We start from the raw sequence: 26155 nt of genomic DNA on the forward strand, positions 1-26155 counted from the left end.
TGAATTAGATACGAATCGGGCCGCCTTTTTTGCGGCCCGGCAGGACTGTACCCTGGGGTTCTTCCGGATGTACAGCCTGACGATGCAAATTGAATAAAATTCCGATGCTGACGAGCGAGAGCAGCAGGTTCGAGCCGCCGTAGCTGATGAACGGAAGGGGGAAACCCTTGTTGGGAAGAAGCGAGGTGACGACGCCGAGGTTGATCATCGCCTGGAGGCCCATCATCGTCGTGATCCCGGTGCCGAGGAAGAGGCCGCTCGGATCGGGCGCGTGGATCGAGATCCACCCGCTGCAGAGGAAGAGGACGAGGAAGGCCATCACGATGCCGAGGCAGATCCAGAGGCCCAACTCCTCCCCGACGATGGGGAAGATGAAATCGGTCGGCGCCTCGGGGAGGTAATACATCTTCTGGCGGCTGTTCCCGAGGCCGAGGCCGTCGGTGCCGCCCGAGCCGAGGGCGATCAGCGCCTGGAAGTTCTGGTACCCCTTGCCCGCCTTCGATTCCTCGGGATGGAGGAAGGCGAAGAGCCGCGCCCGGCGTTCCGGGATCAGCCAGGCCACGGTCAGGAGGCCGGAGAGGGCGAGGACGGGGATCGGGAGGAGATAACGCTTCGGAGCCCCGGCGACGAAGAGCATCACCGAGAGAACCGCGAAAAGGAGGGCCGATGTCCCGATGTCCTTCGAGACAATCAGGATGCAGACCGAGAAGAAGACGACGGCGACGGGGACGCCCATCCCCTTCCATGAATTGAGGCGGCGCTGGTATTTGGCGAACCACCAGGCCAGGAAAACAATGACGGCGAGCTTGACGAATTCCGAGGGCTGGAAGGTCATTCCGGCGACCTCGATCCAGCGCCACGAACCCTTCACCTTCTTCCCGACGTGCGGCACGAAGACGAGAAGAAGGAGAAAGATCGAGCTGGCCCAAACCCAGAGCCCCTTGGAGACATACCGGTGATAGTCGATCCGGGAGACGACGGCGCACGCCGCCCCCCCGATCACGACCCACACCATCTGCTTCCGCAGGGCGCCGTAGATCGCGCCCGTCCCCTCGGCCGCCTGCTTGCCGCTGATGCTGAAAAGCATCACGACGCCCAGGGCAATGAGGCTCAGCACCACGACGAGCAGGAGGTAGCCTGCCTGCCGGTGGAAAAAGGCGGTGCTGGAGCGGTTCATTTTTTGGCGGTGGGGACGGGAGCGATCGTTCGACTACAAAACAACGCGGAGCGCGTCCCTTACTTGTTCATCACCAGGTCGGGCGACGAGGTGCGGAGCGTCGGCACGGCGGAGGCCGGGGCCTGGCCCTGGCTCACCTCGTGGCGGTCGCCCTTCACCGGGATCGTCAGGATCTCGCCGATCTTGAGCTTCTTCGGGTCGCTCAGCTTCGGGGAGTTCGCCGCCATGATCGCGGCGGGAGTCACCTTGAACTGCTTGGCGATCTTCGTGAGGGTGTCACCCTTCGCGACCGTATAGCTGTGGTTCTCGACCGAGGCGGCGGCCGCAACGGCGGGGGCGGCGGGAGCGGAGACCGTCGCGACGGCGGCGGGCTGGGCCGAGGCGGGGGCGGAAGCCGCGACGGCAGCGGGGGCGGCAGCCTTGCCCGTCACGGAGAGCTTCTGGCCGATCTTGAGCATGTCGCCGGTCAGGTGATTCATCTCCTTGAGCTGGGCGACGCTCATCCCGTTCTGCTTCGCCACGCGATGGAGCGTGTCGCCAGCCTTCACCACGTAGACCTTCGCGCTCGCGTCGGCCACCGGCTGGGCGGGAGCGGCAGGCTTGGGCACGGCGGCGGCGGGCGTCGCCGGAGCCGTCGCGGGCTTGGCGGAGGCGATCACCGGCTTGGCCGCATTGGCCGGAGTCGCGGGGATCGAGGCCGGAGTCGTCGCGGTCGTGTTGCCGACCTCGCTTCCTTCGGTCGGAATCGCGGCGTCCTTGGAGGCCGTCCCGTCGGTCGAGGCCGTGGCGTCGGTCCCTTCGGCCGGCGTCGCGGGCGTGGCGTTGGCCATCTCGGCGCTCTTCGCCGTCTCGTCGGTGGCCGCCTCGCTCGGACCCTTGATGAAGTGCCAGGCGCTGATCCCGCCGATGACGACGAGGTGGAGGGCGAGGACGACGATGAAGACCGTCATCAGCTTGAGGCCGCCCGTCTGCCCGTCGGCGGAGCCTTCGGTGTCGGCCAGGCCGTTATGGGAGCCGTGGCCGCCTTCGGTGTTGAAGCGGAAGCGGCTGATGCGGGCCGCCATGCCTTGGAGGGGATTTTTCATGGTGTCGTTTTCCTTTCGTGGTTTGTGCTGCGTTGTGTTGTTGTTTTGGTTTGGGACTGAAATCAGCGGAGCTTGAGGGTGGCCAGCGCCATGAGGGCGCAGAGGAGGCTCATGATCCAGAAGCGGATCGTGACCTGGGATTCGGCCCAGCCCTTGAGCTCGAAGTGGTGATGGATCGGGGCCATCGCGAAGACCCGTTTCCCCGTCATCTTGAAGGAAAAAACCTGGATGATGACCGAGAGCGCCTCGATGACGAAGATCCCGCCCGCCAGGACGAGGAGCAGTTCCTGCCCGATGCAGATCGCGACGACGCCGAGCGCGCCGCCGATGGCGAGGGAGCCGGTGTCCCCCATGAAGACGCGGGCCGGGTGGCAGTTATACCAGAGGAAGCCGAGCGTCGCGCCGAGGAGCGCACCGCAGAAGATCGCGAGCTCCCCCGCGTGCGGCACGTGGGGGATGAAGAGGTAGGAAGCGATCTTCGCGTTCCCCACCACATAGGCGAAGACCGCGTAGACGAAGGCGACCGTGATCGTGCACCCCCCGGCGAGGCCGTCGAGGCCGTCGGTGAGGTTCACCGCGTTCGACGCGCCGGTGATGACGAGGACGAAGAAGAGAAGCGCCCACCAGCCGAGGTCGACCGAGGTGGTGCGGAGGAAGGGAACGGCGAGCGACTCCGCCCCGTGCCGGTAGACCGGATCGGCGAGGAGGATGCCGCCGACGGCGAGCCCCGTCGCGACCTGCGCGACGAGCTTCAACCGCCCCGGAAGCCCCGCCGACTTCTTCTTGCTGACCTTGATGTAATCGTCGAGGAAGCCGATCGCGCCGAGGAAGAGCATCGCGCCGAGGGTGATCCAGACGAGCTTCGCCTCCTCCAGGCGGACCCAGAGCAGGCAGCTCACCGTCACCGCCAGGAGGATCAGCACGCCGCCCATCGTCGGCGTCCCCTTCTTGCCGCTGTGGAGCTCGGCGAGCTTGTGGACCTCGTCCTTCTGGCGGAGCGGCTGCCCCATCTTCAGGCGGCGGAGGATCTCGATCAGCCAGGGACCGAAGAGCCAGCAGAGGACCAGCGCCGTCAACGTCGCGCCGACGATGCGGAACGTGATGTAGTGAAAGACATTGAACCCCTCGAAGGTCCGGTGGAGGAAGTGGAGATAATAGAGCATGACGTTAGGGAGTGGAGGGGGGGGCGAAAGCCGATTGGAGCGTTCCGACGAGGCCTTCGAGCTTCAGGAAACGGGAACCCTTCACGAGCAGCGTGTCGTCGGAACGAAGGAGCGGCGGCACCGCGAGGGAGGCGGCGGCGGTGTCCCCGCCGAGCACGATCGCCGCCTCGGGGAACCCGGCCTCCCGCGCGCCCGCGCCGAGGTCGGCCGCATGGGGCCCGACGAAGACGAGGAGCGCGGCGTCCGAAGCCGTCGCCGCGATCCGGCCCGTCTCCCGATGGAACGCCGGGGCCATCTCCCCCAATTCCCCCATCGAGCCGATCACCGCGACCCGCCGGGCGGGAGCGGGGAAATCGCGGAGCGCGGCGAGGGCCGCCGCCGTCGATTCGGGATTCGCGTTGTAGCAGTCGTTGATCAGCCAGCCCTTGCCGAGGGGGGAGACTTCCATCCGCTTCCCGGAAAGCCTCACGCCGGATAGCCCTGCCGCGATCTCGGCGAGGGAGAGCCCCGCCAATCCGCCGACGGCGGCGGCGAGGAGCGCGTTGGAAACCATGACGCGGTTGAAGAGCGGCAGCGCCACCGCCGCACGCTCGCCGCTTTCCGTCCGGATCAGGTCGAAGGAAATGCCCTGCGTCGTCGTCGCCACGTTCTCGGCCCGCCAGGCGGCGTCGGCACCCTCGCCGACCCAGAGGGTCTTCCCCGCGACGCGGCCCGCGCGGGCGCGGAGCAGGGCGTCGCCGCCCGAGAGGACCGCCGCCCCGGAGGCGGCGAGCGCGGCCAGGAGATCGGTCTTCTCGTCGGCGATCGCCTCGCGGCTGCCGAGATGCTCGATGTGGGCCGAGCCGATGTTCGAGATCACCCCGATGTCGGGCGCGGCGAAGGAGGCGAGCGAGGCGATCTCCCCGCGATGGTTCATCCCCATCTCGACGACGGCATACTCGGTATCGCCCGCGATGCGGAGGAGCGTGAGCGGGACGCCGATGTGATTGTTCAGGTTCCCCTCGGTGGCGACGGTGCGGAAGCGGGTGCCGAGGACGGCGGCGATCATCTCCTTCGTGCTCGTCTTGCCGCTGCTCCCCGTGACCCCGACGACGCGGACGGGATGGCTCCGCCGATAGGCCGAGGCGACCCGCTGGAGCGCCGCCAGGGTGTCCGGCACCATCACGAGGCCGAAGCCCGCGGGCAACGGGCCTTCCGGCCGCCGCGACACCAAGGCGGCGACCGCGCCCGCTTCGGCGGCCCGTCCGACGAATTCATGCCCGTCGAACCGGTCCCCGACAAGGGAGACGAAGGCATCGCCGGGGGCGACCGTCCGGGTATCGGTGTGGAGGCGGGTGACGACCGTCCCAGGCGCGCCCGCCTGGAGCGTCCCTTCGGCCATCTTCGCGATCTCGTCGAGGCGGAGCGGTTCCATCAGAGAACCCTCCCTTGCTTCGACCGTTCCTCGAGGAGCGAGGCCACCAGCGCCCGGTCGTCGAACGGCGTGTAGACCCCGTTCACCTCCTGCATCGCCTCGTGGCCCTTGCCCGCGACGCAGACCAGATCGCCCGGCTCCGCCTCGGCGATGGCGCGGGCGATCGCCTCGCGGCGGTCGTCGATCCAGAGCGCGGGCTTGCCCTCGGGAACCCCGGCCTTCATGTCATTGAAAATCGCCGCGACGCTCTCGTTGCGCGGATTGTCGGCGGTGAAGTAGACGCGGTCGGCCATCTCGACGGCGGCGGCAGCCATCTTCGGCCGTTTCGTCTTGTCCCGGTTCCCGCCGCAGCCGATGACCACCGAGAGACGGCGCGGGCCGAGTTCCCGGAGCGTCCGCAGCGCCTTGCGCATCGCATCCTCGGTGTGAGCGTAATCGACGACCACCGCCGGGAGGCTCTCGCCGCCGAAACGCTCCATCCGTCCCGGGACGGGGGGGATGCCGAGCAGCGCCTCGGCGCTCCGCTCGAACGGGAAGCCGAGGGCGAAGGCCGCCCCGAGCGCGCCGAGGACGTTGGCGACGTTGAATTTTCCGATCAGCGGCATCGTCACCGCCTGGCGCTTCTCGCCGTAGACGAGGTCGAAGCCGGTCGAGGCCACCCCCGCGCGGACGTTCTCGGCGCGCAGGTTGGCCGTCCCGTTTCCGGAAGCACTGTAGCCGATGATCGCCTCGCTCGCCCCGATGGTCGAGAAGAGGCGCCGCCCGTAGGGATCGTCGAGGTTGATCACCGCCGCGCCCCGGCCCGGCGTCAGGCGCTCGAAGAGCCGCCGCTTCGCCGTGAAGTAGGCCTCCATCGTCTGGTGGTAGTCGAGGTGGTCGGGCGTCAGGTTCGTGAAGATCGCCGCGTCGAAATTGATCCCCTCGATCCGGCCCTGGTCGAGGGCGTGGGAGGAAACCTCCATCGCGGCCGAGCGGCATCCCGCCCGCAATATTTCGGCGAGGAACTCCTGGAGGTCGCTCCCCTCCGGCGTCGTCCGGGAGGCGGAGACGATCCGTTCCCCGAGATCGTAGCGGACCGTGCCGAGCATCCCGACGGGAAGGCCGGGGTGGAGGAGGCGGAGGAAATGCTGGACCGCGAAGGCCGTCGTCGTCTTCCCGTTGGTCCCCGTGACGCCGACGAGGGAAAGCTCCCGCGCCGGATAGCCGTAATAGGCCCCGGCCATCAGCGCGAGGGCGCGCCGGGCGTCGGGAACCCGGATGAAGGAAGCCGTGGCGATCTCGTGGGTCTCGCTCTCCAGCACCACGGCGGCGGCGCCCCGGGCGCAGGCGTCGGCGATGAAACGATGGCCGTCCTGGGCCGCCCCGCGCCAGGCGAAGAAGAGATCGCCCGGCTCGACCCGCCGGGAGTCATAGCGGAGCGCCCGGATCTCCCGGTCGACGCTGCCGTCGAGCTCGCACTGCGGCAGGGCCTGGATCAGGTCGGCGAGCTTCACAGCGAGGCCCTCCGGCTCGGCTCTTCGACGGGGGCGGCGGGCGCAGCGACGAGAGGAGAAGGGACCGTCGCGTCGGGACCGTCGGGCGTGTTCGTCTCGCTCGGGATGCTTTCGCGGACCGGCTCGTCGTCGGCCCCGTTGGGCGCGGCCGATGCCTTGCGCTGGACGATGTTCGGCGCTCCCGTCGGAACGGTGACATTCATCACTTGGGCGATCTGCGTCGCCATGTCGGAGAAGGCGGGGGCCGAGACCTGCGCCCCGTAGATCGCGCCGTGGGGCTCGTCGACCATCACGACGAGGACGAACTGCGGATCCTCCTCGGGAACGAAGCCGATGAAGGAGGCGACGTACTTGCCGGAATTGTAGGTGCCGTTGACGAACTTCTGCGCCGTCCCGGTCTTCCCCGCCGCGTGGAGGGCGGGATTGATCTTTCCCTTCGCCGTCCCCTCGAGGACGACGTTGGCGAGGGCGTGCGAGACCTGCTTCGCCGTCTCGGTCCCGATCACGCTCCGCACCACCGTCGGCGGGAAGTATTGGGCGACGCGCCCCTGCGCGTCGTTCACCTGCATGACGAGGCGGGGCTTCACGAGGCTTCCCCGGTTCGCCACCACCGACATCGCGACGGCCATCTGGAGCGGCGTCGCCGAGACCTCCTGGCCCATCGGGACCCGGGTCGGCGAGAGATTCGACCAGAGCGAGACGGGGCGGAGCGTCCCCGCCGACTCGCCCTGCCCGGGCAGGACCCCGGTCTGGCGGCCGAAGCCGAAGCGCCGCGCGTAGTCGTACAGCCGGTCCTTCCCCAGCTCCAGGCCGAGCTTCGCGAAGCCGATGTTGCTGGAGCGGGCGAGGACCTCGGTCAGGGTCAGGAGACCGCTCGGCTCGTCGTCGTGGAGCCACTTGTCGGCGTAGAAGAAGCGGCCGTTCTCGCAGAAAATCTTCGAGTCGAGGCCCATCAGCCCCTCGTTCAGTACGGCGGCGAGCGTGACGATCTTGAACGTCGAGCCAGGCTCGACCATGTCGGTGAGGCAGCGGTTGCGGAAATTGGCCATCGCCACGCCCCGGCGATTGTTCGGATCGTAAGTGGGGCGGTTCGAGAGGGCGAGGATGTCGCCCGTCTGGGGACGCATCACGATCGCGTAGGTCGCGGCGGGGTGATACTTCTTGTCGATCTTGTCGAGGCCGTCCTCGACGATGTTCTGCACGGCGAGGTCGAGGGTCAGCATCACGCTCGACCCGTCGACCGGCTGCTGGTCCCGGCCCCGGTAGCCGGTGATCTCCCGGCCCCGCGCGTCGCGCTCGATCCACTGCTCCCCGGAGACGCCGCGCAGGGCCGCGTCCATCGCCTTCTCGACCCCGGCGACGCCCTTGCCGGTGTTGTCGAGGAAGCCGACGAGGTGGCTGGCGTAGGTCCCGTTCGGGTAGGAGCGGAGGTAGTGGTCCTCGAAGATGAGGAAGCGGTCGAGCTGGCCGACGACCTTCTTCGCGTCGGCGGTGTTCGCCGCCAGGATCTCGCGCCGCCATTCGGCCCGCTTCGCGATCTCGAAGTTCTTCAGGTCGTTCATCTGGTCCTCGGTCACGTCGGTGACGAGCACCTGGTAGCGCTTCTCCGCGGAGAACTTCGGCGCGAGGGCGCCCGCGGGGAGCTTCAGGAGGCGCTCCATCTCGGGAAGGGTCTTCTCCGGGTGGAGGAGGTTCCGCCCGTCGACGGCGACGTTGTGGAGGACGCCCGTCTGCGCCAGCGTCTGCCCGTGCGCGTCGAGGATCAGGCCGCGCCGGGCCGGAAGCTCGATGCGGTCGCAATGCTTCTCGACGGCCAGCCGCCAGTACTTGTCGTGCTCGACCAGCTGGATCTGGACCAGCCGCCACGAGATGACGGTGAAGCCGAAGGCGAGGCAGACAAAAACGGTGAGCGCCCGCCCGCGGAACGTCATGGCATCCCCCCGCCGCTGTTGTTGCGGGCGATCGAGCTGATCGGAACGCGGCCGTTCTCCATCTGCACGACCTTCAGCTCGCCGATGCGGACCATGCCGCTGTTCATCGCCGCGAGGCGGCGGCGGAGCTCGTCGTAGGAGGAGATCCGGGTGATGTTGTCCTGCATCTGCTGGTTGCGGCGCTTCCAGCTGCGGAGATCGTTGTCCTGGTTGCGAACCTCGGTGGCGAGGCGCATCACCTCGTTCTTCTCGTAGACATAGCTCCCGCCGAACAGGCAGAGCGTGAGGCCGACGACGACCCACTTCAGGACGGCGGCCAGCTGCAGGGAATGGACTTCTTTGACGCGGTTGCGGCTCATAAAAACGGTTATTCTTTTTTCCACGCCAGCCGGAGGCGGGCGCTGCGGGCGCGGGGGTTGGCCTCGATCTCCCCGTCGTCCGGGAGAACCCGCTCCACGCGGTCGAAGCAAAAATCGGGATTGGCCGCCACGGGGGCGAAGTCGGGCGTCTCCAGCGTCCGCCGGGCGCGGTCCCGCATGAAGTTCTTCACGATCCGGTCCTCGCCGGAGTGGAAGGCGATCACCGCCAGGCACCCGCCGGGACGGAGCAACGCCGTAGCCGCCGGGAGGGCCGCCTCCAGCACCTCGACCTCGCGGTTCACCGCCATGCGGAGCGCCTGGAAAATCTGGGTCGCCGGATGGATCTTCTCCCCCCGGCGGCGCGGCGCGGCGGCGGAGACGACGTCGGCCAGGTCGGTCGTCGTCCCGATGGGGCGGCTCTCCCGGCGGCGGACGATCGCCTTCGCGATGCGGTAGCTCTGCCGCTCGCCGCCCAGGTGGTAGAAGCAATCGGCGAGGGCCTCCTCCTCCCACTCGTTGACGATCTTGCCCGCCGTCAACTCCTGGCGCTGATCCATCCGCATGTCGAGCGGTGCCTCATAGCGGAAACTGAAGCCGCGCTGCGGATCGTCGAACTGAGGGGAGGAGACGCCGAGGTCGAAGAGAACGCCGTCGACCCCCTGCCCGTCGTTCCAGCCCATCTCGGCACACCGGAGCGCGATCTCGGAAAAATCGCTCCGCATCGCGCAAAGCCGGTTGTCAGGATGCGACCACACCGCCTCCAGCTCCGCGGCGGCGGCGATCGCCTCCGCATCGCGGTCGAGCGCCAGCACCGAGCAGCCCCGCTCCAGCAGCGCCGTCGTGTGGCCGCCCCGGCCGAACGTCGCGTCGATCCAACGCTCCCCCTTCGCGGGCTTCGCCCATTCGAGGAGTCCCCCCAGCAGGACCGAGGTATGCGAGAAAGCGGCCATATCGGGAACAGTAGAAACAGCGGAAAACATCATGGGAGCGGTGTCGTGACTCAAACCTTGGAATCAAGATCGTCTCGATCAGATACCCAGGGCGTCCGCAACATCCTCCAGCGTCGTCGTCTGCGGCGTGATCGCCCGCAGAGCGGCGGGGTTGTAGATGGCAAAGTGATCGAGACGGCCCACGAGGACAGCCTCCCGTTCGATCCCCGCCGGCTTGCGAAATTTTTCCTTCAGCAGGATGCGGCCCTGCGCGTCGATCAGCGCCGCCTGCACCGTGCCGACCAGCTGGCGCACCTGCTCCCGCTGGGCGGGCTCCAGCTCCTTCATCCCCGCCTGGAGACGGCCGAGCCACGACTCGGGATAGACCTTGATGCAGCCATCCTTCGCGGGAAGGACGAAGAGACGCACCTCATACGCGCCGCCACGCCATTCCGACGGGATCGTAATACGACCCTTCTCGTCGAAGGCATGCTCGAACGTATCGGTATAGCTGGCGCGCAGGTCCGGTTGCATAGGTACACAGGCAGGGCCATATCGCCCCACTTTGCTCCACTATCCTCCACTTTTCTCCCCGTCGGTCAAGCGCTTTAGGTATAAATAGCTAAGAATGAGTATTTTAAATCTTAATACGTAAAAAGTAAACGCTTAAAGAAAACCGGCTATCTGTCGGGAAATTTTTGTCGGGAGATGTCCGGAGAGCTGAAAGTCTCCCCTTTCGAGAGCTGAACATCCCCTTCTTCAGGAGGCCAAAAGAGAGGATTTCAAACTTTCCACCCCACAAGTTGGCTTATCCAACCATCCCCGAAGCGTCTTTGCGGGAGGGAATTGAGGCCGTGACTGCGGGTAGTGCGCAAACGTCCAATCGGTCCGGAGCTTCGATCTCGCACGTACATGTCTCCAGCCAAAAAGGCAGGATCTTCCGAATACTCGCATTTTCATCTTTAGCGGCAGGGACTGCCATTCCTCTCCCTCGTCCGACCACAGGCCGTGCGAAGCATGCAGAATCAACTCGTCGAACCCTCTGAAGCAATCTCTGAAGCGAGGATTGCCTGCGATGTTGAATAGAAGAGCCGGTTCATAGGCGTTCTCCCAAAACATCTTCCACGAAAAAAGCGCCGCGATCTTTGGAGCCATTTCGGGATGGGCCCATAACCGATATGGACCGTTTCTGTCATTGATCTCATCTCGGCGCGATAATCGAACGACCGTCTTTCGCTCCGCCCGGGTTAGAAACCGGCGCCAAAGATGGCGCGTGATCGATTTGTACACTGAAATGAGAGGGTTCGTTCCAATAGAATCGCATTCCATCCCAGGCCGTCCTTTGAATCGACATGGCCATCTTGTCGACATTTGCAGTCGCGCGCTGAACGTTTCCTCCGTCCGAATCCATTTCGGAATATCGTTCAGACAAGCAGCCTCGGCCCAAACCAACGGGAACCTGGACAATTGCTTTTGCGGATGCGTCGTTCGGCTGATCAGAGGAGGATTCAGAATCGTCCGTCGCATCCAGTCCACGGCTTCGTCCAAATATCTCGTCGCGTGGGGATCGATGGAAATTTCAGCAATCCTGCCTGCCGTGAGCGCATTCGGCAGCGCAGCGGACAAAGCATTCTTGGTTCGCAAGGGAAGCAAGTGAACCGGGCAACGCTCCACAAAACTGACCTGGAAGAGAGGGGTGTGAAATTCGTCGGCGATACACTCGGGACAGAATCTCAATCTTCGATGGATCAGTAGCTTTTCCAAATCAGGCTTGAGAGTGCCGACATAATATTCCGCCCCCGCCTTCCGGCATTCTTCGTCGCTCACATCCAACACCCTGGCTAGCTTCCGAGGATTGACCTGCCGGAGCGTCCATAGATCGGTGACCCGGTCACACTGATCTTTTCGAAAGATCTCAGAGATCGTCCTTAAAGACGCACGATTGAAGAACATCAGTTTCCGACAGAGAGACCAAAGCGATTCGTAGGGCCGCCGAGCACTCGCCGGAAGACACAACGAACCGCCGAGGAATGCCTGCCTTTCCATATCGTTAAGGAGAGCGCTCATCATTCAAACGCAAGAGCGTCGATAAGCCCCGACCTGTTCACGGCATCCTTCAACATCAAGTGAGTGATGTTCGGCTCTGCGGAAGACGGAGGTCCATGCCGTCGCAGAATGTTCTCGATGACGCGGCAAAAATACTGCATCGGAACCTCCTTAACTCTTTTGATCCCCCCTTCCCTCGCCGCTTCACCAATGGCCTCCCATAGCGGGTCGGAAAGACTGGAGAGACGCCAACCTTTTTTCCAAGCCGCAGGAAAATAGTGACACGGATACGAGCGGCCGCTTCCGGGAGGGTGTTCGGTCTCCTCATCGAAGCTTTTGAGGCAACGCTTCACATCCTTGGCAGAGCGAAGGCCATGGAAATCTATCACGTGAACCATGAACCGGCCGACGATCTGCTTCTGCTTGGATTTGGAGAACATGGTTCGCATCTCGAGCAAGTTCGGTTGTCCAACCAAGATCGTGATGAGTGAAACGTTCCGAAGTTGAAGTTCGTTCTGAATATCCATCAGCCACTCGTAGTGAGTGTCGGACAACCTCTGGGCGTCGTCCGCAAAGATCACGATTCGATCTTCGCCCGCAGAAAGGGCCTTATCCGCGAGAAATTCGGTCAACCGATCTCGCTTTTTTGCGATGTTGCCGCTGTCGAACAGAGAATGGCCCGCAGCCTTCAAGAGATCCGAAAAGAAGGCCGATTCAGAGCGCGTTTGGTACGATTTGCACGGAAAGTGAACGACAAACAGTTTAGGCCACACCTTCCTAAGAGCCGCGCTCAGGAAACGGATAGCCCTCGACTTTCCCGTTCGTTGAGGCCCGTGAACGATGCCGCCAGGGCACCTGTTGCCAGCCCACTCAAGGACTGCATTTCCTACTTTTTCGATTTCCGTCGTGGTCACGACGTAGTTGGTTGTTTCGACTGGATGAGTCAGATCTGAAGACATAATGATTAGAAGTTGAGGGCCTTGATTCCGAGAGATTGGAATAAGCCCTTGTCAAAGGGTTCGAACTGCTGAGGAGCGGAGACCGGAGCTGAGTCCGTGTTGGGTTCCTCTTCAGCCGTTTGGCTCTCGCGAGCCTTCTTTTGAATATGAGCCAACTTGGTTCGGGCTTTTTTCGATTCGCCGGCAGTCTCGTTGAGATACTTCAGATAGATCTCAATAGGATCCTCCGTATCGACGAATTGGATGAGCTTTCGGTAGCGCAGTTGATTGATCGCCCTTCGCGTAGCCAGGTCGTGCGCCCTGATTGCCCATCCTCCTCGAGCCACCAGCGTTCCGAGCTCCTGCCCGTCGGGGAAAAACGCCTTCACCATGCGAAGGTCGTCGATATCGATGAATATCGAGATCTGTTTGGTGACCAGACTAGGAGATTTCGAAAGGACTTCGTTTTGATAGCGAACGCCTTCGAACTCCACATACGGCCGGCGCCCCTTCTTAAGGCAGCCCCGAACCGTTCGTTCTACGCGCATATTCAAAAGGCCCAACCGGGCTCGAGTTTCAGGATCGAGAATTCGAATCATTGGGTTTGCTCCTGTTGTTCGAGATAGAACTGGATCACTTCCAAGGGCGACCGCCAGTTCAGGCTCGAGTGTGATGTTCCGTTGTAGTTGCTGATGATGACATCGAGCACCTGCTCGAGTTCATGCGCCTTGATTTTGAACTTAACGGCGCTCTTCTCTGCGTTTTTTCGCCGTGTATCTTGAGGTCCGGATCCGGTGGTCGAGGGGAGGCGATGGAAGCCGGCCTCTTCAAGCGTCTGAAAGAGCCGCTCGAGAACCCCTCGCCTTTCGGGAGTTTTGACGGGACCTGCGTTAACGGCACATCCGATCTCCTTCACCAGCTTATCTCGCACCCGATCCGCAAGGTTGGCTTTAGCGTTGTCGTACCACAGTTCATCCCACGCCGCGTAATGCAGCTGCGGGAATCGCCCGCTCGGCATTCCTCCGGCTTCGGACCTTTTCAAGCCGGGGATGGTTAGAGGGATAGGCTTCCACGGCTCAATCGTGCGTTTGGTGCATCGAAGAATATCGTCAGCGGAGTACTCGGCTTTCAGGCACATGATGTACCCAAGAATAGCCCTGGACCAGACGTCCATGATGATCAGAAGCCAAGGCCGTTCCGCAATGGCTTCTATCCACTCCCCGTGCGGAGTTTGATACGAGATCGAGAAGACGCTATCAATACGATGACCATCGAAAAACACCCGTTGATAGGGTGACATCGTGACCAAATCATTTTGTCCGTGCCCACCATAGCCTCCCGCCCTTGCGGCATCGCTACCGTATTGGGATCCCGTAAATGCATTCGTTTCCGTGTCTGCGAGAGAACGAAGGTGCTTAGCCAGAGCTCTCCTCCCCAACTCCTTGGTCGGAAAGGGATACTCGTCTCCGCTAATTCCGGCCTCCCGGCATAGGCGAATGAAGAGCTTGTGGGTCGTTTTGACCTTGGCCCGGCTTTCCTTTGCAAGGCCCCTTGGATGCTTCGACAGGAAATGAGCTTCAACGTCCTGCTGGATCCTCGGATAACGATAGAAGAGCAGGGCCAACGCGCCGGCGTATTGCCGACTCGGACAAGTCAACCTCACCTTTTTATAGGCTCCCGTCCGAATTCCGGGAATCAACGCCCGAAATCCCCAAACGCGTCCGTCTGGATGATCTTTGATGCAGCCTCGGAAAAAGCGCCTGATTTCGCTGGATTCGATTCCCCATTTCTTGGAAATCGTTTTGAGTCTCACCCCTGCGACATATTCTCGCATCGCATTGACCCTTTGATCGTAGCGCTCCCTAACATTCGCAGGGAGAGCCTCTCGATCGACCGTGGCCCAATTCTCAAGCTTCAGGTAGCCTGCGTCGACAGTCGACCTCGTCCGCCCTCGCTCGCGAGTTTTAGCTACGCGCTCCATACAAGAGTCCCTCCCGACAAAGGTTTACAGTCCATGTCCGAGCAGGCCGCTCCCACCCGAAGTAACTCGAAGACCTCTCGGCGAACATGCGCCGCATCGAAGCCCCTCATTTCCCTTTCGAGTTGCCGTAGAGGAAGGCGCTTCTGAGAGGCAACAGCGCTCCAAAGCAATGTTCGCAAGCGATCTGCGTCTTTCGACGGGGGCAGCCTCAAGTATCCCAAGGCCGTCTGCCAGTTGGCTATCCGAGTATGACTGCTTTCTAATTGGACCCTTCGGCCCAGCTTTGGACTGTGTCCTTCCCAATAATTTCCCCAGTGGCGATTGCCCACGGTTGCTCTGACCGGAGTGAACCTCCGGGAGTCTTCTTGAATCATGTTTTCGCTTGATTGCACGAGGCAACAGAGGCATGATCCGAACAGACCCGCCTCCAAAGCGATCTGTCCGGCCTGCCGGACTCGAAGGGCTCCCATGCTGCCAGGCTGGGAGCCCTTCTTTTTTGCCTGCGTTGATTTTTAGAGTTTGGTTTCTTTTCTCTTTCTCCGTTCTTCTACTTCCGACGGCAACAGCGGAGGATGTTCTCCGTTAGCAACCCGCTCTAGCGCAGCCATGAGACTGGTTTCGCTGAATAGCGTGGCCTTTCGGGGACCGCCCTTTCTGTTGACGATGAGCCATCCGGCCGCTTCAAAGCGCTGAAATAGCCTGGGCGATTTAGCCAAGGCAAAGCCCTCTTTACGGGTTAAGGATCGCATCGTATCGGTACGGGATTACTTGCGTAAAACCCCTAAAATTGGCAACAACAAGAGTTCCAGGGAATGCCGTCATTCCTTCAAAAATTGTTGGAAGCCGTTGAAAATCAAAAAGACAAAACCGCCAACAAAGAGCGTCAGGAGAAAATCCAAGCGACTGGAGATAAGAATCCCAGAGGATCTCCAACCACTACTTGAAGTTCACGCGAATCGACTGGGGTGGAGTCAGGCGCGCTTTGTCGGATATGCGCTGAAGAATGCTTTTGACACAGTATGGCTCATTGAAAAAAAGCAGATGCAGCTTTTTTCAAGGCACTTTGTCGCCACCAGAATTGGCGCTTGGGGAGATTGGAATAACGGCGAACGCTTCCGAAAACGTGTGGCCAGAGTCACTTTCAACGACTCCGTGTTTCAATTGTATCTAAGACGTCGCGATTACGATCCATTGGAAAGCCTGCCCAGGGCGAAGGGATTTTCAGAGGACCTCCCGTTAGAAGAACATGATTCGAGCACCAGCAAAAAGATGGTGTTTCAACCGACCTTCGCCGATCTGATTTCAGCATCTATAAAGGTCTGTACGAGGATAGATCACGCGATTCAAACAACCGATGTAAGTGCCGAAGAAACGCGAGCAAAACACCTTCTGGAAAAATACGTCGAAGAAGCAAAAATCGAGTTCATTGCGGCTCAGAAACGGTTCGTCGAGTATCGAGCTAAGAAGTGGATTATCTTGCCTCAATACGAACAACGCATGTCCCGTCCCTTGGAGATGCTCGAAATAATCAATGAGACTACCAAACACCGAGCCCTTCAGGAAAAAACGGGGTAGCAGAGACTTGGTGGGATCGTCCCCTCGGCAGGCCAGAGCTGGGTAGCATTGTATCTGACGAACCAGTCGCCATCAGCCGCCCCAAACCTGCTGAATCAAAACCCATCGAACAGATCTTGAGCACTACAAGACAGTGCAACGTAAAGGCGCTTCACAGCAAAAAGCGTCGGACACTTCTGACCTGCTTCAAGCATCTGGACGTACCGCTTGGTCAAGTCTGCCTTGACCGCTAGCTGGTCCTGGCTCAACCCGGCCTCACGACGGAGCCGGCTGAGATTCTCTCCAAGAACCTTTAGCGATTTGAGGGCCGCCTTGTCTTTCACCGGCCCTAGACTGCCGAACCAGGGGTTCGTTAGTCGGCGAACCAGCAGTTCTTTTCGCTTGCGGCGAACCACTGGTTCGCTGTAGCAAGTTCTTCAGCCCGATTCCGGGAACCTCGGATCTCGGGTGATTGCCCCTCACCGCACGCCAAAACTATGAAACAGACCTGGATCATCTTGGGCGCCTGCGCGCTACTAGGCGTCGGCCTAGGCCTGTTCGCCGCGAAAGATAGCCCAGCATCGCCCCATAGCCGTCAGGAGAAGGAGGCAGAGCCGCTCTTCGACTTTCACCTAGGGGGAGCATCCAAATTAACCATCGAGGGTCTTTTGCGAAAAGGCCTAACTCAAAACCTGGAGGCCAATGGCAATCGGTTTTCGATCGATTCGATCAAGGTGATTCAGCTAGGAGCTCCTGAGGAGGATCGTTGGACCAAGACCACTTACTATCCGTTCCGTTACTCGGTACGTCTCACGCGAACCGGTGGCGGCAAGAATGCGGAAGGAAACTTTGAAGGAAGAGCTTACAAGAACAGCTACAGCGAATGGGTGCTAGACGACTTCACCATTCATGTCCTTTTTGACTGGTCGATTCGTTCTGCCGTTCTCTAGGCCGTGTGCCTTCGGCAGGACCTCAGAAACGTTACAGGGCCGAAAGCGCCAAGAGAGCGTTCATCTTTTCTCTTCTGGCAATTTTGGTTTCGTCACCCGGCGTCGCAATAAAGGTCGCCTCTCTGGAGTCGTCTAAAAAGACAGCGCAGGTCAACTGATCCGTTTCGTGCGCGGCGGTGTCGATATTGATCGCGTTTTGAGTCACCAAAGGCTTACGAAGAACGTAATTGTGCCCATGGACGACCAGTCGCCCATCCACGTCCTGAACTCTCCCCCGAAAACGAAGAAGCTCCTTTTCAGGGATCGCCTCGATTTTTGCGTCGTTCGGCGGCCCGGCGTGGGTAAAGAGACGGACTCCATCACTATGGTAAAGAGGAAGCCCGTTCAGGAACCGCAGGTGATCATCAGGAAACTGATCTCTTTCCTCAGGGGCAAGGCCGTAGCTTTTCAGGGTAGCAACGCCCCCGTTTCGATAGAGCCACGACTCGGCCTCTTTCCCATTGCGAAGAATTTCCCACAGAATCCATTCGTGGTTCCCTTTAAGAATGATCACTTCGTCGAAGTCGGTGGCAAGCTTCCCGGAGCGCATAAGATCCACGACGCCTTTTGAATCGGCTCCCCTATCGATGTAGTCGCCTAGAAAGATAAGCTTGGAGGCGCCCTTGATCGTATGCCGATGGCTGACGATCACTCCTAAAAGAGCCGTAAGAAGATCCAGCCGCCCATGAATATCTCCCACGGCGTAAGTAACGGCGGGAATTGACCGAGAGTCTTTCACGGCAAGATTCTGTCAGGCTCACTCGTTCTTGAAAACAGCATTGGGAATGAAAATTGAATTCTCGCCCGGAAGAAGCGTGGCTTTACCCGCACTGCTCGGGAGAAGGGGAGATTCGATCGTCTTCCTGATCGAATTAGAGTTGATCAGGCGGAGCTAAATCAGTGATACGAGAGTTGTGTCTGTTTTTTTGTTTCCAATGGTTGCTGGTCGCTTTCGTTGCCCTCGATAACCAATCCCGATCTTTTTTAAGCGTCTCCAGCTCGCATTCCGCAAAGTATTTTGGGCTGTTCGGCGCCGGAGTGCCGAGCGGCTTCATCAGCCGCGCAGCCACAAGAATCGGAATGTCATGCAGATTGAATCCCAAAAACCATGCAGCCTCCAAGGCACCTAAGCGAGCAGGCTTCGCTCTTAAATTCAAAAAGATCTGTTTATCGGGGTTCATTTATCCTCTCTTTTCGTGCTCATCGGGTTCTACGTATCTGCTTCTCGATCGTCCGTAAAAGAACATAGAAGACGGGCGTCAGCAGTAGGCCGAAGAGGGTGACACCAAGCATCCCGGCGAAAACGGTAATACCCATCGCCTGACGCATCTCGGCACCGGCTCCCGTCGACGTCACCAGCGGCATGACGCCCATGATGAATGCCAACGACGTCATCAGGATCGGGCGCAGCCGCAGACGGGCTGCCTCGACGGCGGCATCGACGGTTTCCCTGCCATGCATTTCCAGTTCCCTAGCAAACTCAACGATCAGGATCGCGTTTTTGCATGCCAGAGCGGCCAATACGAAGAGACCGATCTGGGTAAAGATGTTGTTGTCCCCCCGCGTTAGCCAGACTCCGGTGATCGCCGAGAGAAGGCAGAGCGGGATGATGAGGATCACCGAGAGCGGGACGAAGAGGCTCTCGTACTGCGCCGCCAGGACGAGGTAGACGAGGAGGACGCAGATCGGGAAGACGAAGATCGCCGTGTTTCCCGCGATCTCCTGCTGGAACGTCAGGTCGGTCCACTCGAAATCCATGCCTTGCGGCAGCGTCTCCTTCAGGATCTTCGTGATCGCCGCCTGGGCTTGGCCGCTGGAGTAGCCCGGTGCGGCACCGCCGTTCAGGTCGGCAGAGCGGAAGGCGTTGTAGCGCATGGCGCTCTCGGGGCCGGTCGTATCGGAGACGCGAACCATCGCCCCGAGAGGAACCATCCGGCCCTCGTCGTTCCGGGTCTTCAGCCCGAGGATGTCGCCCGCCTGCGCCCGGAACGACTTGTCGGCCTGGGCGATGACCTGGTAGGTCCGCCCGAAACGGCTGAAATCGTTGATGTAATAGGAGCCGAGGTAGACCTGAAGCGTGTCGAAAACTTCCTTCACGGGGACGCCAAGTTGTTCGGCCTTCGTCCGGTCGACATCGATCTGGAGTTGGGGCGTATTCGTCTGGTAGCTGGTGAAAGTCGCCCCCAGTTCGGGGGTCTGCGCCGCCTTCGCGACGACTGCTTTCATTGCGGAATCGAGAGCGTCGTAACCCAGATCGGTGCGATCTTCGACCTGAAGCTTGAAGCCACCGATGGTGCCGAGGCCCTGAACGGGAGGCGGCGGGAAGATCGCGATGAAGGCTTTCGAGAGGCCATTGTACTTATGCTGGAGCTTGCGGGAGATCGCCTCGCCTGAGAGATCGGCGCTCGTCCGCTCTTCGAAAGGCTTGAGAACGACGAAGACAATGCCCGCGCTCGAACTGTTCATGAAGCCGTTGATCGAGAGTCCCGGGAACGAAACGGCGTGTTCGACGCCGGGTTCCCGCATCGCGATCTCGGCCATTTCGCGGCAGACCTCCTCGGTCCGGTCTAGCGTCGCCCCGTTCGGAAGCTGGGCGAAGCTGACGAGGTACTGCTTGTCCTGCGTTGGGACAAAGCCGGGAGGAACGGCCTTGAAGGCGAAAAAGGTTCCCGCAAGGAGGAGCGCGTAGAGCCCCATCGCCGCCGTTTTCCGGCGAACAACACCACCCAGTCCCACGCCGTAGCGTTCCGATCCCCGGACAAAAGCCCGGTTGAAGAGGCGAAAGAACGGTCCGAAGACGGCATCGATCACCCGCGTCAGGCGATCCTTCGGCGCATCGGGAGAGCGAAGAAGAATCGCCGCCAGGGCCGGGCTCAGCGTGAGCGAATTGAACGCCGAGATGATCGTCGAGAAGGCAATCGTCAATGCAAACTGACGATAGAATTGGCCGGTAAGGCCGCTGATGAAGGCGATCGGAATGAAGACGGCGCAGAGGACGAGGGTGATCGCGATGATCGGACTCGTCACCTCACCCATCGCCTTCAATGCCGCCTCGCGAGGCGAAAGGCCCTCGTGGATGTTCCGTTCGACGTTCTCCACGACCACGATTGCGTCATCGACGACGATGCCAATAGCCAGCACCAGACCGAAGAGGGAGAGCGCGTTGATCGAGCCGCCGAAGAAGTGCATCACGGCAAAGGTGCCGATGATCGAGACCGGAACCGCCAGCAGCGGGATCACCGAGGCCCGCCAATTCTGGAGGAAGAGGATGACGACGATGACCACCATGATGAGGGCTTCGACCAGGGTATGGAGGACGGCCTTGATCGAGGCGCGGACGAAATTCGTCGGGTCGTAGACGATCGAGTAGTCAACGTCGTCGGGAAAGTTCTTCTTCAGCTCGGCCATTTTCGCCCGGACCTGATTCGAAATATCGAGGGCGTTGGCCCCGGGCAGGGCGAAAATGACGAGGGCGATGCTCTCCTTCCCGTCGAGTTGCGACCGGAGACCGTATTCCGCCGCGTCGATTTCGACGCGGGCGACGTCGCGGAGGCGGGTGATCGAGCCTCCGCCGCGTCGGACGATCATCTGCCCGAATTCCTCCGGGGTCTGAAGGCGTCCCTGGACGTTGGCGGGGAGTTGAATCTCGACCCCCTTGTCATAGGGCGGGCCACCGACGATCCCCGCCGAGGCATCGACGTTCTGGCTCCGGATCGCAGCGACGACCTCGTTGGCCGTCAGCCCCCGCTCGGCGATCTTCTCGGGATCGAGCCAGACGCGCATGGCGTACTCGCCCCCGCCGAGCATCTGGATTCGGCCGATGCCCTGGATCTTCGCAAGCTGGTCCTTCACGTTGAGGACGGCGTAGTTCCGCAGGTAGAGGATGTCGTAGCGGCCCTTAGGCGATACCATGTTGACGCCCATGGTGAGGTCGGGGGAACTCTTCGCCGTGACGACGCCGAGGCGCTGGGTCGTTTCGGGGAGGCGGGGCAGGGCCTGATTGACGCGGCTCTGGACGCGCTGCTGGGCGAGGTCGGGATCGGTGCCGAGCTTGAAGGTGACGGTGATCGAGACGGTCCCGTCGCTCGCCGCCTGGGAATACATGTAGAGCATTCCCTCGACGCCGTTGACCTGCTCCTCGATCGGCGTCGAGACGGTTTCGGCGATGGTTTTCGGATTCGCGCCCGGGAACTGGGCCGTAATGACAACCGTGGCCGGGACGACTTCGGGGTATTCCGAAATCGGAAGTTGGAAGGCCGAGATGAGTCCTCCGAGGAAGATCAGGAAGGAAACGACACCAGCAAAGATGGGCCGGTCGATGAAGAAACGGGAAAAGTTCATAAGCGCAGGGGGTGCCTGCACCGGATTTTCGGGTCCGGTTTGGGCGGGGTTTTGGGAAGTGAGCCCCGGAGGAAATCAGCCGCTAGGCCGACTCCCTCCAAGGCCGGGACTCAGAAGAGCGTCGGCAGGATGCCGCCTTCGGCTCGGAGGACGGCGCCGTTCGTCGCGGCGGCCAGCGGGCTGGCGAGGTAGGCGACGAGGCTCGCGACCTCGCGGTTCTCCGCCATCCGCTGAAGCAGCGAACCCGGGAAGCGCTTTTCAAAGAAGATCTTCTCGACCTCTTCAGAAGTAGCATCCGGCTTGCCGACCCATTCCTTCATATAGGTATCGACCGTCTCGGAGCGGGTCGGCCCGGGGAGGACCGAGTTCACCGTGACCTTCGTTCCCTTCGTCAGTTCGGCCAGGCCTCGGGAGAGGGCAAGCTGCGAAGTCTTCGTGACGCCGTAGTGGATCATGTCGGGATGGATCTCGGCACCGGCCTCGCTCGAGATGAAGACGATCCGGCCTTCGTTCCGCTTCAGCATGCCCGGGAAGTAGTGCCGGGAGAGGCGGACGCCGCTCATGACGTTCGTCTCGAAGTAACGGAACCAGGTCTCGTCGTCGATAGCGCCGAACTCCTTCGAATCGTAGATGCCGAGGTTGTTCACGAGGATGTCGGTCTCGGGAACCGCCGCCGCGAGCGTCTTCACCCCCTCGGCGTTCGTGAGGTCGGCCTCGACGGCGCTGATCGAGGAGAGGATTTCGGCAGGGAGCTTGGCGAGGATTTCGTCGATCTTCTTCGCGCTGCGGCCGGGGATGGTCACCTCGACGCCCTCCTCGGCGAGGAGTTGGGCGATGGCGAGGCCGATACCGGCGGAGCCGCCGGTGACAATTGCTTTCTTACCTTTGAGATGGAGGTTCATAACGGTTTGTTTCTTGGTTTGGTTGATTGGAATGTTTGGACTATGGGGGTGGAGATCAGGGGATGAGCCGATCCGTGTGCATCCGGGCGAAGAGGTCGAGGAACGACTGTTCCGAGGTCTGGTAGTCGGCAAAGCCGAGACGACGGCTCTTCGACATGTCGGTGATACACTCGAAGGGCCGGTTCAGATCGCCGTCGGTGTGCCAGAACGAGGCGAGGCGAGCGAGATCCGGTTCGACGAGGCCATGGCGGCGAGCGATCTGGTTCCACGTCGCCTCGGCTCCCTTCATCTGGTCGGCGAGGCGGTTGACCTGACCGGTGAAGGGAACGGATTCGAGACCGAACCATTCGGCCAGCCGACCCCATAGCGCGCTCCAGCGGAAGACATCGCCGTTCACGATATGGAGGGCCTGATTCTTCGCCTCCGGACTCGTTGCGGCCCATTCAAGGTGGCTGGCCAGGAGCCGGGCATCCGTCACGTCGGTGAGGCCATTCCACTGCTGGGCGTTTCCGGGGAAGGCAAAGGGACGACCGGTCTCGCGACAGAAGGCGGCGTAGGCCCCGAGCGTCATCCCCATGTTCATCACGTTGCTCCGGGAATACCCGATGAGCGTATGAGGGCGATGGACGCTCCAGGTGAAGCCCTCGGCGGCAGCCGCCGCGAAGACTTCGTCTTCCAACGTGTAATAGAAGTTCGGAATATCGAGGCGAGGGATCGTCTCAAGGAACGGGGTCGGAGGAGGAGGGACCTGGGCATACATCTCAAACGGCCCGATGTAATGTTTCAGGCCGGTGACGAGGGCGAAGTGCTCGAGGGACTTCTTCGGGCGGAGGACGTTCAGGAGGTTCCGCATCATCGCGCCGTTGACCCGGATGTTTTCCGCCTCGGTGTCGTGGCGGGCCCACGTAGCGAAGAAGACGTGGGTGGGGCGGACGGCGGCGAGGGCCTGGCGGAGGGCGCCGGGATCGAGGAGATCGGCGGTGATGGGAATGAGGCCCTCGATTTCGACCGACGGACGGCGGGCGAGGCCGAAGGTTCTCCATCCCTGGGCGATCAAATGTTCGGCGAGACTATGGCCGACGATGCCCGTGGCACCGACGATGAGGGCCGTTTTGTCGTAGGCGGCCCGGTTTACTTTAGGTTTCATAAGGCGATAGTGAGTGGTTGGTTTCAGCGTTATGGAAGGTTTCGATTGCTTCCTTGCATCATCATATCGCACTTGGTATCGTTTTGTAAGATGGCACTATATAGTGCCGTAGTTACCAAAAGGATACCATGACCAATCAAATCGCCGCTGCGAAGAGCAAATGTCCCCTCACCGACCTGGTTGATATCATCGGAGGACGCTGGAAGGTGTTGGCGCTGTGGCGCCTGATCGATGGCTGCAAGCGTTTCACCGAACTGCGCCGAGCGATGCCCGGCGTGACGCAGAAGATGCTCACGCAGCAGCTCCGGCAGCTTGAGGAGGACGGCTTGGTGACTCGGAAGATCTATCCGCAGGTTCCGCCGAAGGTCGAATACCGCCTCACCAAGACGGGGGAGGAGCTATGTACGCTACTGGTGACGCTCGCCGATTGGGCAACACTCCATATGCCCGCTCTGGAGGCCGGAAAGGTCACTAAGAAGCGGATGACCGAAACCCAAGAAGTCATTGTCTAAAATGAGTGGGGTTAGTCGGAAGACTCCCCAGTGGCCAAGCTCGTCTAGAAATCCGTATGAACAAAGAGACCCCCTCCAAATCGCCAACCTTGGCAGAGAGCATCGCAGAAGGGCTGAACATGCATGGCTATCTCCTGCAGCAGGCTGTTCGACGCGAGATCCAAAAATATGAGGCGGATCAGAGGCGAACCTGGGGAGTCGATGCCTCGGAATTTCCTGTCACGGCCGCGGATGGCACCGAAACCAGAATTGATCTCGTTATTCAGTGGGAACCCCTCTCGTACATCAATCTATCCGTAGAATGCAAACGAGCATATCAGAAGCCATGGGTCTTCTGGGGCATGGAAAATCCAGCAAAAAGAGTGCCGATCAAGCGATTCTACATTGAACAAGTCACGCCGATCGCGGGAACTGCATACGATCACATGATTTGTTCCCTGCCGTCCCCTCGGGCTGCATACAATTTCTACCTTGAGATGAATCCTCCTCCTCGGGAAAAGTCGGAAAAAGCTTCAAACGCCGATTCAATCGAAAAAGCCTTTTCCCAATGCATCAGAGGACAAAGCGGGCTTTTCACACACGCCACTGAGAGAATGAAGTTGACTCGTTATTGCGTTCTTCCCGTCGTCCTAACGACAGCGAAGCTTTATTCGCTGAATCTCTCCTCCGACGATATCAGCCTTCATAACGGTTACGTCGATCATGCAAAGGTCGTTCCGGTGGAGGAGAAATTCGTAACCGTCAACTATCACGCCAGTAACTCGCTTAAGGCATTAGGGGCTCCAAAACCTAGCGACCTCACCCACTCAATCAGCCAGGCCATGCTTCGGAGCATCTTCGTAGCGAACGTCGAACATCTACCAGAGTTCCTCGACTTCCTCGCCGACAATGTAGTTCACCATATCGCAAGAACCTGATTGCTCTAGGAGAGGAAAAACCAGCCCCATAGAATGAGCGACAACAAAAGAAGCCCCAGCCGATTTCGCGAAGATCTTCTACTAGCTCTTCTGCCAAGCTTACTTCAAATCCTTTTAGCGGGCTTTTTGGTAACGGGTGCCGTGGAACTCTTTAAGCAAGAGTCGTCGTTTCGGCTAGAGGTAATGGAAAAATTTTACATGCCGTTCATGGACGATTTCCAGGCCGCTATAAAAGCCAACAACGACTACTGTACCGCTATCGGCGAAGAAGCAGCAGGCATGAGGCTTCTATTGACTCAAATGGATCGAATTCAGACAGATCCCGATGCCCCGACAACGCTTACAGACAGAACCATGATCCTCTCCTTTGGGAATCAATTCCACGAAGCCCAAGAGCACGTTAAAAGGGCCAAAATCGCCAAATCCGATGCCTATGCCATCCTATATCTTAAAGCCCGCGAACTTTCTATCGTCACCGGAAACCTAAAGAGCTTCGTATCCATTACGAAAGAACTCGAAGCAGCGGAAAAGGACGTTATCGCGAAAGCAACCACCGCGTCCGATAGCTTTCTCGCCAAGGAAGGGATCAGTAGCGACCCGCTGGAACTGCTAAAGCAATACCAAAGCAAAATGAACAACTTCGATGGTAGAGCTAGCCAAGAAGATCGCGACCAAACTATAGCTTGGAGTGCGAAGCTCGGAAGAAATAGCGCTCAGCTGTTTGAGATGCAATTCAACGCAGAAGCGGCTCAAATGAAGGTGACCGTCGATGGGTACCAAAAACTGCAAGAGATGTTTGAACAGGATTTGGACGGACGTTTTCGGAAAGGTCTTATAAGCAGGGCATGGAGTCATCTATTTTAGCTGCGACAATCGGCAAAACGATGGGGGGGCAGAAAAGTCGATTACCCTCACCAATAGAACTTTTACCAGTGATGAAACCAGGAAAGAGGACCCCGTTTTCTGGAATCCATTCGATGCCGTCGACTTGGGGGACCGCAGCGCGGAGGACCCTTGCTGGGACATTATCCGCCAAGATGCAGTAGGAGACCCACGCCGAAGAGCGAGAGAAGACACGGGATCTGGTCCACTCTTTGGAGCGGTTCGGCATCGTTTATGATACTCCGATCTGGTTTCCGTTGAAGGCGCATTCGCCTCGGGAAGCAGGCACAGAAAGAGGCCGAACAAATGGCTGCATTTGCGCAAAACAAAATATAAACGGCAATCCACACGGCATGACGGATTTAGCGTTATACGCGATAATGGGGAGCAAGCCC

At 60.4% G+C, this 26155-nt stretch carries 23 protein-coding genes; 5 read left to right on the forward strand and 18 right to left on the reverse strand.

All coding sequences use genetic code 11. The annotated features are described in order from the left end of the window. Positions 1–4: 4 nt before the first annotated feature. From ftsW to BLU04_RS15275, 13 genes are all read right to left on the reverse strand, one after another. On the reverse strand, positions 5–1177 hold the full coding sequence (gene ftsW / locus BLU04_RS15220; RefSeq protein WP_093287931.1) for a putative lipid II flippase FtsW: 1173 nt from the start codon (positions 1175–1177) through the stop codon (positions 5–7). Positions 1178–1236: 59 nt separating this feature from the next. Next, a complete protein-coding gene (locus tag BLU04_RS17190) occupies positions 1237–2262 on the reverse strand; it encodes a LysM peptidoglycan-binding domain-containing protein (protein ID WP_093287934.1) in 1026 nt (341 codons plus the stop codon). Positions 2263–2324: 62 nt separating this feature from the next. Next, complete coding sequence (mraY, locus tag BLU04_RS15230; RefSeq protein WP_093287937.1) at positions 2325–3425, reverse strand: phospho-N-acetylmuramoyl-pentapeptide-transferase; 1101 nt, start codon at positions 3423–3425, stop codon at positions 2325–2327. A 4-nt stretch (positions 3426–3429) separates the two neighbouring features. After that, entirely contained in the window at positions 3430–4839 is a 1410-nt protein-coding gene (gene murF / locus BLU04_RS15235) for a UDP-N-acetylmuramoyl-tripeptide--D-alanyl-D-alanine ligase (protein WP_093287940.1), read from the reverse strand. Beyond that, the gene (locus BLU04_RS15240; protein ID WP_157895399.1) at positions 4839–6332 is read right to left on the reverse strand and encodes a UDP-N-acetylmuramoyl-L-alanyl-D-glutamate--2,6-diaminopimelate ligase; all 1494 of its coding nucleotides are present in this window, start codon (positions 6330–6332) and stop codon (positions 4839–4841) included. Before BLU04_RS15240 ends, murF begins: the two co-directional genes overlap by 1 nt. Then, positions 6329–8263, reverse strand: coding sequence for a penicillin-binding protein 2 (locus tag BLU04_RS15245; RefSeq protein ID WP_093287942.1), 1935 nt, complete (start codon positions 8261–8263; stop codon positions 6329–6331). Before BLU04_RS15245 ends, BLU04_RS15240 begins: the two co-directional genes overlap by 4 nt. Continuing rightward, positions 8260–8622 (reverse strand): hypothetical protein, encoded by a 363-nt coding sequence (locus BLU04_RS15250; RefSeq protein ID WP_093287945.1) that lies wholly within the window; start codon positions 8620–8622, stop codon positions 8260–8262. Before BLU04_RS15250 ends, BLU04_RS15245 begins: the two co-directional genes overlap by 4 nt. A gap of 8 nt (positions 8623–8630) precedes the next feature. Next, positions 8631–9572, reverse strand: a complete 942-nt coding sequence (gene rsmH / locus BLU04_RS15255) for a 16S rRNA (cytosine(1402)-N(4))-methyltransferase RsmH (RefSeq protein WP_157895400.1) — start codon at positions 9570–9572, stop codon at positions 8631–8633. Positions 9573–9650: 78 nt separating this feature from the next. Further along, positions 9651–10085, reverse strand: a complete 435-nt coding sequence (locus tag BLU04_RS15260; protein WP_231964879.1) for a division/cell wall cluster transcriptional repressor MraZ — start codon at positions 10083–10085, stop codon at positions 9651–9653. Between the two features lie 225 nt (positions 10086–10310). Continuing rightward, positions 10311–11378, reverse strand: coding sequence for a hypothetical protein (locus BLU04_RS16760; protein ID WP_162274699.1), 1068 nt, complete (start codon positions 11376–11378; stop codon positions 10311–10313). 239 nt (positions 11379–11617) lie between these two features. Next, positions 11618–12556 (reverse strand): ATP-binding protein, encoded by a 939-nt coding sequence (locus tag BLU04_RS15265; RefSeq protein WP_093287950.1) that lies wholly within the window; start codon positions 12554–12556, stop codon positions 11618–11620. Positions 12557–12561: 5 nt separating this feature from the next. Beyond that, a complete protein-coding gene (locus tag BLU04_RS15270) occupies positions 12562–13134 on the reverse strand; it encodes a hypothetical protein (protein ID WP_157895401.1) in 573 nt (190 codons plus the stop codon). Then, the gene (locus BLU04_RS15275) at positions 13131–14369 is read right to left on the reverse strand and encodes a transposase family protein (RefSeq protein WP_162274700.1); all 1239 of its coding nucleotides are present in this window, start codon (positions 14367–14369) and stop codon (positions 13131–13133) included. Before BLU04_RS15275 ends, BLU04_RS15270 begins: the two co-directional genes overlap by 4 nt. 993 nt (positions 14370–15362) lie before the next feature. Here BLU04_RS15275 and BLU04_RS16650 point away from each other — a divergent pair. After that, positions 15363–16091 carry a hypothetical protein gene (locus tag BLU04_RS16650; RefSeq protein ID WP_157895403.1) on the forward strand — a complete coding sequence of 243 codons (729 nt, stop codon included), beginning with the start codon at positions 15363–15365 and terminating at the stop codon, positions 16089–16091. A gap of 476 nt (positions 16092–16567) precedes the next feature. After that, positions 16568–17020, forward strand: a complete 453-nt coding sequence (locus BLU04_RS15290) for a hypothetical protein (protein ID WP_093287962.1) — start codon at positions 16568–16570, stop codon at positions 17018–17020. Between the two features lie 31 nt (positions 17021–17051). Here the strand turns inward: BLU04_RS15290 and BLU04_RS15295 are convergent, their stop codons facing one another. From BLU04_RS15295 to BLU04_RS15310, 5 genes are all read right to left on the reverse strand, one after another. Further along, the gene (locus tag BLU04_RS15295; protein WP_093287965.1) at positions 17052–17798 is read right to left on the reverse strand and encodes a metallophosphoesterase; all 747 of its coding nucleotides are present in this window, start codon (positions 17796–17798) and stop codon (positions 17052–17054) included. A gap of 133 nt (positions 17799–17931) precedes the next feature. Continuing rightward, positions 17932–18240 (reverse strand): hypothetical protein, encoded by a 309-nt coding sequence (locus BLU04_RS16655; RefSeq protein WP_157895404.1) that lies wholly within the window; start codon positions 18238–18240, stop codon positions 17932–17934. Between the two features lie 19 nt (positions 18241–18259). Further along, the gene (locus BLU04_RS15300) at positions 18260–21400 is read right to left on the reverse strand and encodes a multidrug efflux RND transporter permease subunit (RefSeq protein WP_093287967.1); all 3141 of its coding nucleotides are present in this window, start codon (positions 21398–21400) and stop codon (positions 18260–18262) included. A gap of 110 nt (positions 21401–21510) precedes the next feature. Then, positions 21511–22302, reverse strand: a complete 792-nt coding sequence (locus tag BLU04_RS15305; protein WP_093287969.1) for an SDR family oxidoreductase — start codon at positions 22300–22302, stop codon at positions 21511–21513. 55 nt (positions 22303–22357) lie between these two features. Next, a complete protein-coding gene (locus BLU04_RS15310; protein ID WP_093287971.1) occupies positions 22358–23449 on the reverse strand; it encodes an SDR family oxidoreductase in 1092 nt (363 codons plus the stop codon). Between the two features lie 128 nt (positions 23450–23577). Between BLU04_RS15310 and BLU04_RS15315 the strand changes: the two genes are divergently transcribed. Genes BLU04_RS15315 through BLU04_RS15325 form a run of 3 tightly spaced genes read left to right on the forward strand, consistent with a single transcriptional unit; the run spans position 23578 to position 25742 of the window. After that, the gene (locus BLU04_RS15315; RefSeq protein ID WP_093287973.1) at positions 23578–23961 is read left to right on the forward strand and encodes a helix-turn-helix domain-containing protein; all 384 of its coding nucleotides are present in this window, start codon (positions 23578–23580) and stop codon (positions 23959–23961) included. Positions 23962–24017: 56 nt separating this feature from the next. Beyond that, positions 24018–24878 (forward strand): hypothetical protein, encoded by an 861-nt coding sequence (locus BLU04_RS16660; protein ID WP_157895405.1) that lies wholly within the window; start codon positions 24018–24020, stop codon positions 24876–24878. A gap of 33 nt (positions 24879–24911) precedes the next feature. Then, entirely contained in the window at positions 24912–25742 is an 831-nt protein-coding gene (locus BLU04_RS15325) for a hypothetical protein (protein ID WP_093287977.1), read from the forward strand. The last annotated feature ends 413 nt before the right edge of the window (positions 25743–26155 follow it).

The sequence above is a fragment of the Verrucomicrobium sp. GAS474 genome, assembly GCF_900105685.1.
Classification (GTDB): domain Bacteria; phylum Verrucomicrobiota; class Verrucomicrobiia; order Methylacidiphilales; family GAS474; genus GAS474.